This window comes from Bacillus sp. AFS031507 (assembly GCF_002584635.1).
Classification (GTDB): Bacteria; Bacillota; Bacilli; order Bacillales; family Cytobacillaceae; genus Neobacillus.
In genome coordinates this window covers 358,758-364,977 of the sequence record NZ_NUOW01000025.1, presented here as the reverse complement: position 1 = coordinate 364,977, position 6,220 = coordinate 358,758, and the positions used below count along the sequence as shown (strand labels likewise).

The window sequence follows — 6,220 nt, the reverse complement described above, 5'->3', positions numbered from 1 at the left end:
GAGCTACCTGAGCTGCCTGAGCTGCCTGAGCTGCCTTTGCTGCCTGAGCTGCCTTTGCTGCCTGAGCTGCCTGAGCTACCACTGCTTCCGCTTCCACTGCTACCCTTGCTACCTTTAGGACCTTTATGTCCTTTAGGGCCTTTATGTCCTTTAGGGCCTTTTGGTTTTTTTCCGCTACCAGAGCTACCGCTGCTTCCGCTGCTTCCGCTACCAGAGCTACCGCTGCCACTTTTACCTGAGCTACCGCTGCCGCTTTTGCCTGAGCTACCGCTGCCGCTTTTGCCTGAGCTGCCACTGCCGCTTTTGCCTGAGCTGCCACTGCCGCTTTTGCCTGAGCTGCCACTGCCGCTTTTTCCACTGCCAGAGCTGCCACTGCTGCTTTTGCTGCTACCACTTTTTCCACTGCCAGTAGATCCTGAACTGTCTGAACTTGACTTATTGTTACCTCCTTTTTTACCAACAGGATTATTATCTAGAAACCCAACTACACCATTTTCTTTAGCTTGTGAAAGTAATTGTTCAATATCAAGCTTTAGTACCATTATTCCACCACTTTCTTAACAAATTTTTCTTTTCTATTTCAATTTATGATGATTTTATCCATTTGACATAGACAATCATATATTTTTAAACCATATTTTTTAGAGTTTCTATACACAACCACCCAAGAGAATGCATATATCTAAAAAAAATGTTATTTAGGAGAATTCAAGTGTTAAAATATGAAATTTTAATTAATCCGAAGTGGTTAAAAAAATTGGATAAAGACATTTGGAATGATGAATTAGTACCTGCAGTATTAAAGATAGGAGAAGATCGTTTTAATATAAAAATTTCCTATCGAGGAAATGTAATAAGGGATAAGAAAAAAAAATCTTATCGAATTGTTTTTCAAAATCCTTACAAGGTCAATGGTGCACATGAAATTCATCTTAATGCGGAATTTTCAGATGTATCATTAAGTAGAAACAAATTATCGCTGGATTTTTTTGATCGAATTGGAGTCATATCTCCCCACTCCCGGCATGTTCTGCTGAATATCAATGGATATAGTAAGGGCATCTATTTAGAGATTGAATCTTTTGATCAATATCTTCTTGAAAAAAGAAAATTGCCAGATGGCGCAATTATTTATGCAACCAATAATCGAGCCAATTTCTCGTTAATAACCAAGAAAAAGGAAATAAAAAAACGTTTAGACCAGGGATATACATTAAAATATGGTGATAAAGAAGATATCCTTGATTTAAAAAACTTTATCGCGATGATTAATGCCCTAAACAATCAAGATTTTGAAAAAGAAATCCCACATGTATTGGATGTCGAGAAATATTTCAGATGGGTCGCTGGAGCTGTTTGTGTCCAAAATTATGACGGGTTTATCCATAATTATGCATTATATAAAAATGGTAAAACCGGACTATATGAAATTACTCCTTGGGATTATGATGGGACATGGGGTAGAAACCTCCATGGCAGAAAACTTGATTATGATTATGTACCATTAACAGGATTTAACACACTTTCAGCAAGACTTTTCCACTTTAAACACTTTAGAAAACAATATAAAGAAATACTTTCAAGTATTTTGGAAAATGACTTTACTCTGGATGTCCAAAAACCAATTATTAATGAATTATTTAATTATTTAAAACCACACATGAGTCTAGATCCCTTTATTAGTTCAAACCCAGCAACATTAGAACAAGAAAAAAAGGTTTATTTTAATTTTATTAAAAAAAGAAGCTCTTACCTTAAAGAAGAACTAGCATTATTCGTATAGATAAACAGTATATGAATCTAATCATATACTTTTTTTTTTGCCTATTTTTACCCAAAACAGTAAAAAAAGGCTCCTTTATTAGTACAACATCATCCCGTGATACATATAGATGCAGTGTAAATGTTTATTTAATTTAAAGGAGGATAATTCTTTTATGGATAGAGAAATGATGGAACAATTTGTTGGCAAAATAATTAAAGTTGACCGGGGTGGTCCAGAATCAAGAAGTGGAAAATTACTGGCAGTATTTGATGACTTCTTTGCCATCTTAACCGAACACGATGGAGTCGTATATTATAAGACAAATCATGTCAGAAGTATCACAGAAAGTTCAAAAGATGATATGAAGTTTGGATTGAAGGTCCCCAATAAATTTGATATTAATACGGCCGAAAACTTTGTGAAGCTTTTAAGAAAAATAAGATTTCAATGGGTGAAAATTAATCGTGGCGGTCCTGAATCATTTGAAGGCGTACTAAGCGATGTAAACAAACATTTTGCTTCATTGATTGTTAAAGAAGAAGTTGTCCGTGTCTCGATGAAACATATTCGAAACATAAGCTACGGACTGAAAGTTGATAATTCTCAAAAAAATGATTCCAATGGATCTAATGGTAATGACAACGACAACAAGAACGACAATAAAGACGATGATAACAAGAACAACAGTAATAAGGACAACAGTAATAAGGACAACAGTAATAAGGACAACAGTAACAAGAACAACAGTAACAAGAACAACAGTAACAAGAACAACAGTAACAAGAACAACAGTAACAACAAAAAGAACAATGATAACTAAGATGACGAATAAAAATATTGTCGCTTCTCCTTCTAGAGGAGCGACCTATTATCTCTTTAAGGAGGATTAAAGATGGGGATAGATAAATTTTCAGCTGCATTGGGTTTATTAAAAGGCTTTAGTGTAAATCTCTATGTGGGTGAAGACGTATTTAATGGAAAACTAATCGGTGTTGAGGCAGACCATGTAGTGCTGGAAACTGATAATAAATACGTTTTTTATTATAATATTGATAAAATTCAAGCAATCACAAAAAACACAAGAGAGTTTCAACCTGAGAAAACAAATGCAACGTTTCAAAAAACACAAAGTTTAATAGATTTACTCCATTCCTTTCAGCATACTTGGATAACGATATTGACTATCAACAAACAAAGATTTACCGGTGTTTTAAGCGAAATTGATACAGACTTTGCTACTTTAATTAACGGTGATGAACGAATCTTAATTAAATTAACACATGTGTCCAACATCCTCAAAGGGATTATTAAAGAAGAGGCTGTAAAGACAGCTTCATCAAACGAAAATGAAAAAGGTAATAAAGATTCTGATAATAAAAACGAATCAAAGGATCAATCATCGTCTTCCGGTGATAAAGAGTGCTCAAAGAATCATTCATCTTCTTCCGGTGATAAAATGAGCTCAAAGAATCATTCATCGTCTTCCGGTGATAAAGAGTGCTCAAAGAATCATTCATCGTCTTCCGGTGATAAAGAGGATTCCAAAAAGAAGAAACAAAAAAATTCGAATAGTAAAGAAAATTCTGCTAAGAAAAAAGAAGAGCCCGTTAAAGAAGAAGTGATTGAACCTAATAATACAATGGTTTGGTCACAACCAATAAAAATTGAGTCAACAATGGTTCAAACCAAGGATGAAGTCGTTTCTAATATCTTTAAGGTTAAGAAATCACAAACAGACGAAAATGACTCATTCAAAAATTCCACTGAAATGAAACCAGTAAAAGAAGCAGTTTCTATTCAAAAAACAGATAATCAGCCAGCTCCACCTTATAAATTACAACAGATTGAAACAAAATCAACAAAAACACAAGAAGAAGCAGCGAATGTAGTTAAATCAGCAACTACACAAAACCAAGCAAATAAGAAATCAGAAAATAATAAACCAAATGATATGAATACTAATATCAACAATCAGAATGTATGGACACAAAAGGAGAAAGAGCAAAAAGTTCTTCGTTATTCAGGTGAACCAGTTAATCCTGACAGCAAAATAGCTTTCCCGTTTTCCGGATGGCCAAACAGAAACAATCGAACATCAAGATTGAATTAATGAAATCTCATCGTAATAGTGAAAATATATATAAGTCCATTCCTTCATATTGCCCCTGTTAAAATCCCCAAAAACCATACAAATATGAGTTGGGCAGTTCTAGTGAGTAAATTTATAAAAGGCAATTAATCTATTCAGCCCTCTCTATTTGTAAATGGGATTACCTAGGAAAGGATGTGAATTCATGAAGTTGAAAGATAATATCGGAAAATTTATCCAATTGGAGATTTCGGGAAAGAAATTCATTAGGGGAATATTAATTGATGTCGGCAGCGATTTATGGGTTGTTTTCAATGGTTATGACTACCTTTACATCCCTGCTATTCATTGCCAAAATTGGCGATATTTAAAACAAGATGAAATTAAAGAATTTGATGAAATTACCCTTAATGAAGAACCAACACCTATTTATAATAATAACGAAGAAATTTCACTAAGAAAAACTCTGACAGCTGCTAAAGGTATTTTTACAGAAATATATGTAACAAGCAATCAAGCAGTACATGGATATATCATAAGTATTATGAATAATTATTTTGTTTTCTACTCGCCAATATACAAAACCATGTTTATATCTCTTAACCATTTAAAATGGCTAATTCCATACACAAATAATCAACGTCCATACGGTCTAAGCAACGCAAATCTGCCAGTAAATCCGAGCAATATCACCTTTGCCAGATCGTTTGAGGTTCAAATTGAAAAACTAACTGGAGAATTGATCGTCTTTAATATCGGAGAGAATGAAAATGTTATCGGAAAGGTAAAAGGGATTAAGGATAATTTTGTGGAATTAATCGGTGCAAAAGAAGATCCAGTCTTTATTAATCTTCAACATATTAAAACAATCCATTTGACTTAACTGGTTTATTTTTTCTATAGCTTATTTGTAAACAAGCTTTTAAAACAAAAAAACAGAGTGTCTAAAGACACTCTTTTTATAAAACTATTTTTCTTTTACATAAGCAGTTTCCGTTTTTCGAGTAAATGACAATAATTCAAACGCAATTCCGTATAGGAAAGTAACAAGGAACATCGAACCAATCATATCAAATATGACATGCTGTTTAACAAATAGGGTTGAAATGATAATCAAAGTCCCGACAACATGGATACAAACATTGTTAATTAGATGTTTGTTTTTAATATGAAGTGAAGCAAGCATGATAACAAATGTGGTAAGTACATGGATACTCGGAAAACAATTAAACGGACGATCATTTGCATAAATCCACAAAACAAGATGATTAAAGATATTATTACCTTCAATAGTTGGTCTTGGGACTGTGGTTTGAAAAAAGAAATAAATAACAAAACAAATCAGTTCTGCTACAACAATTAAAATTAACGTTTTAAAGTATACTTTTGTGTCCTTAAAACAAAAGTAGATTAAATAACAAAAAATATAAGCATACCAAAGGATATATGGAATGATAAAGACCGACAAAAACGGGATCGCTTGGTCAATTGACGTACTAATATCTACAGCTCTATGTGAACGGGAATTTAATAATTCATAAATTTTGGCTAGAAGAGGAATCACAAGCAAAAATAGTAAATAGGGAGCTTTTTTTATTAAACTTTTCAATCATATTCCTCCCTTAATATATATAAAAACCTAATTTTCTAGTTTACTATACAGAAATAGTCGAACACACTCCATGGTACCACAAATACGGTAAAAATAAACGAAATTTCCATACATCTCTCAAATTTTTTTGGAGTCCTTTTTTAGTTTCACTACATTGGTGTCATCTTTGGTGTCATCTTTGGTGTCATCTTTGGTGTCAGGCACCATTCGTGGACACTTCTAATAATTTGTCCGTCTCCAATGGACAATTTTTGAATTTCCAAGTACTTACAAAAGTGTCCCAGGATGAAATTATGCTAAACTAAATTACAACACAAACTTAGTTGTGAAGGTGGTGGAATGGTGGATCGGATTATCTTGTTTGATGGGGTTTGCAATCTGTGTAACAACAGTGTGAAATTTATAATAAAAAGAGACACCTCGGGCTATTTTAAATTTGCCTCACTCCAAGGTGAGACTGGCCAAAGATTATTAAAAAAGCATAGCTTAAACTATGACCTAAATAGTTTCGTCCTAATTGAAAAGGAAAAGGTCTATATAAAATCAAGTGCTGCTCTTCGTGTTTGCAGTCAATTAGGCGGGACTTGGCGCATATTATCGATCTTCCGCTTCCTCCCTCCACTTTTCAGGGATTTCCTTTACGACATAGTTGCAAAGAATCGTTATAAATGGTTTGGAAAAGAAGAAAGTTGTATCCTCCCTTTGCCAAAATGGAAGCAGAGATTTTTGGACTAAGGGTGAATTGTTTAATACA

Annotated in this window: 7 protein-coding genes; 5 read left to right on the top strand and 2 right to left on the bottom strand. The window is 33.6% G+C overall.

The features are described 5' to 3' along the window. On the bottom strand, nt 1-403 hold a 403-nt coding region (locus tag COE25_RS30990; RefSeq protein WP_180247574.1), incomplete at its 3' end, for a hypothetical protein. Nucleotides 404-712: 309 nt separating this feature from the next. Between COE25_RS30990 and COE25_RS23120 the strand changes: the two genes are divergently transcribed. From COE25_RS23120 to COE25_RS23105, 4 genes are all read left to right on the top strand, one after another. Further along, on the top strand, nt 713-1,783 hold the full coding sequence (locus COE25_RS23120) for a CotH kinase family protein (RefSeq protein WP_088087743.1): 1,071 nt from the start codon (nt 713-715) through the stop codon (nt 1,781-1,783). A 154-nt stretch (nt 1,784-1,937) separates the two neighbouring features. Beyond that, nucleotides 1,938-2,585, top strand: coding sequence for a hypothetical protein (locus COE25_RS30985; protein ID WP_180247573.1), 648 nt, complete (start codon nt 1,938-1,940; stop codon nt 2,583-2,585). Nucleotides 2,586-2,657: 72 nt separating this feature from the next. Continuing rightward, the gene (locus tag COE25_RS23110) at nt 2,658-3,875 is read left to right on the top strand and encodes a hypothetical protein (RefSeq protein ID WP_098934290.1); all 1,218 of its coding nucleotides are present in this window, start codon (nt 2,658-2,660) and stop codon (nt 3,873-3,875) included. A gap of 184 nt (nt 3,876-4,059) precedes the next feature. Beyond that, nucleotides 4,060-4,737, top strand: coding sequence for a DUF2642 domain-containing protein (locus tag COE25_RS23105; RefSeq protein ID WP_098934289.1), 678 nt, complete (start codon nt 4,060-4,062; stop codon nt 4,735-4,737). A gap of 84 nt (nt 4,738-4,821) precedes the next feature. On the opposite strand, the gene COE25_RS23100 is transcribed toward COE25_RS23105, so the two are convergent. Continuing rightward, on the bottom strand, nt 4,822-5,463 hold the full coding sequence (locus tag COE25_RS23100) for a phosphatase PAP2 family protein (RefSeq protein WP_098934288.1): 642 nt from the start codon (nt 5,461-5,463) through the stop codon (nt 4,822-4,824). A 345-nt stretch (nt 5,464-5,808) separates the two neighbouring features. On the opposite strand from COE25_RS23100, the gene COE25_RS23095 reads away from it, so the two are divergent. Further along, nucleotides 5,809-6,201, top strand: coding sequence for a thiol-disulfide oxidoreductase DCC family protein (locus COE25_RS23095; RefSeq protein ID WP_088087748.1), 393 nt, complete (start codon nt 5,809-5,811; stop codon nt 6,199-6,201). Nucleotides 6,202-6,220: the final 19 nt, after the last annotated feature.

Excerpts from the sequence above, each read along its gene's own strand:
- COE25_RS23105 (WP_098934289.1), top strand. The coding sequence starts at position 4,060 with ATGAAGTTGAAAGATAATATCGGAAAATTTATCCAATTGGAGATTTCG.
- COE25_RS30985 (WP_180247573.1), top strand. The coding sequence starts at position 1,938 with ATGGATAGAGAAATGATGGAACAATTTGTTGGCAAAATAATTAAAGTT.
- COE25_RS23110 (WP_098934290.1), top strand. The coding sequence starts at position 2,658 with ATGGGGATAGATAAATTTTCAGCTGCATTGGGTTTATTAAAAGGCTTT.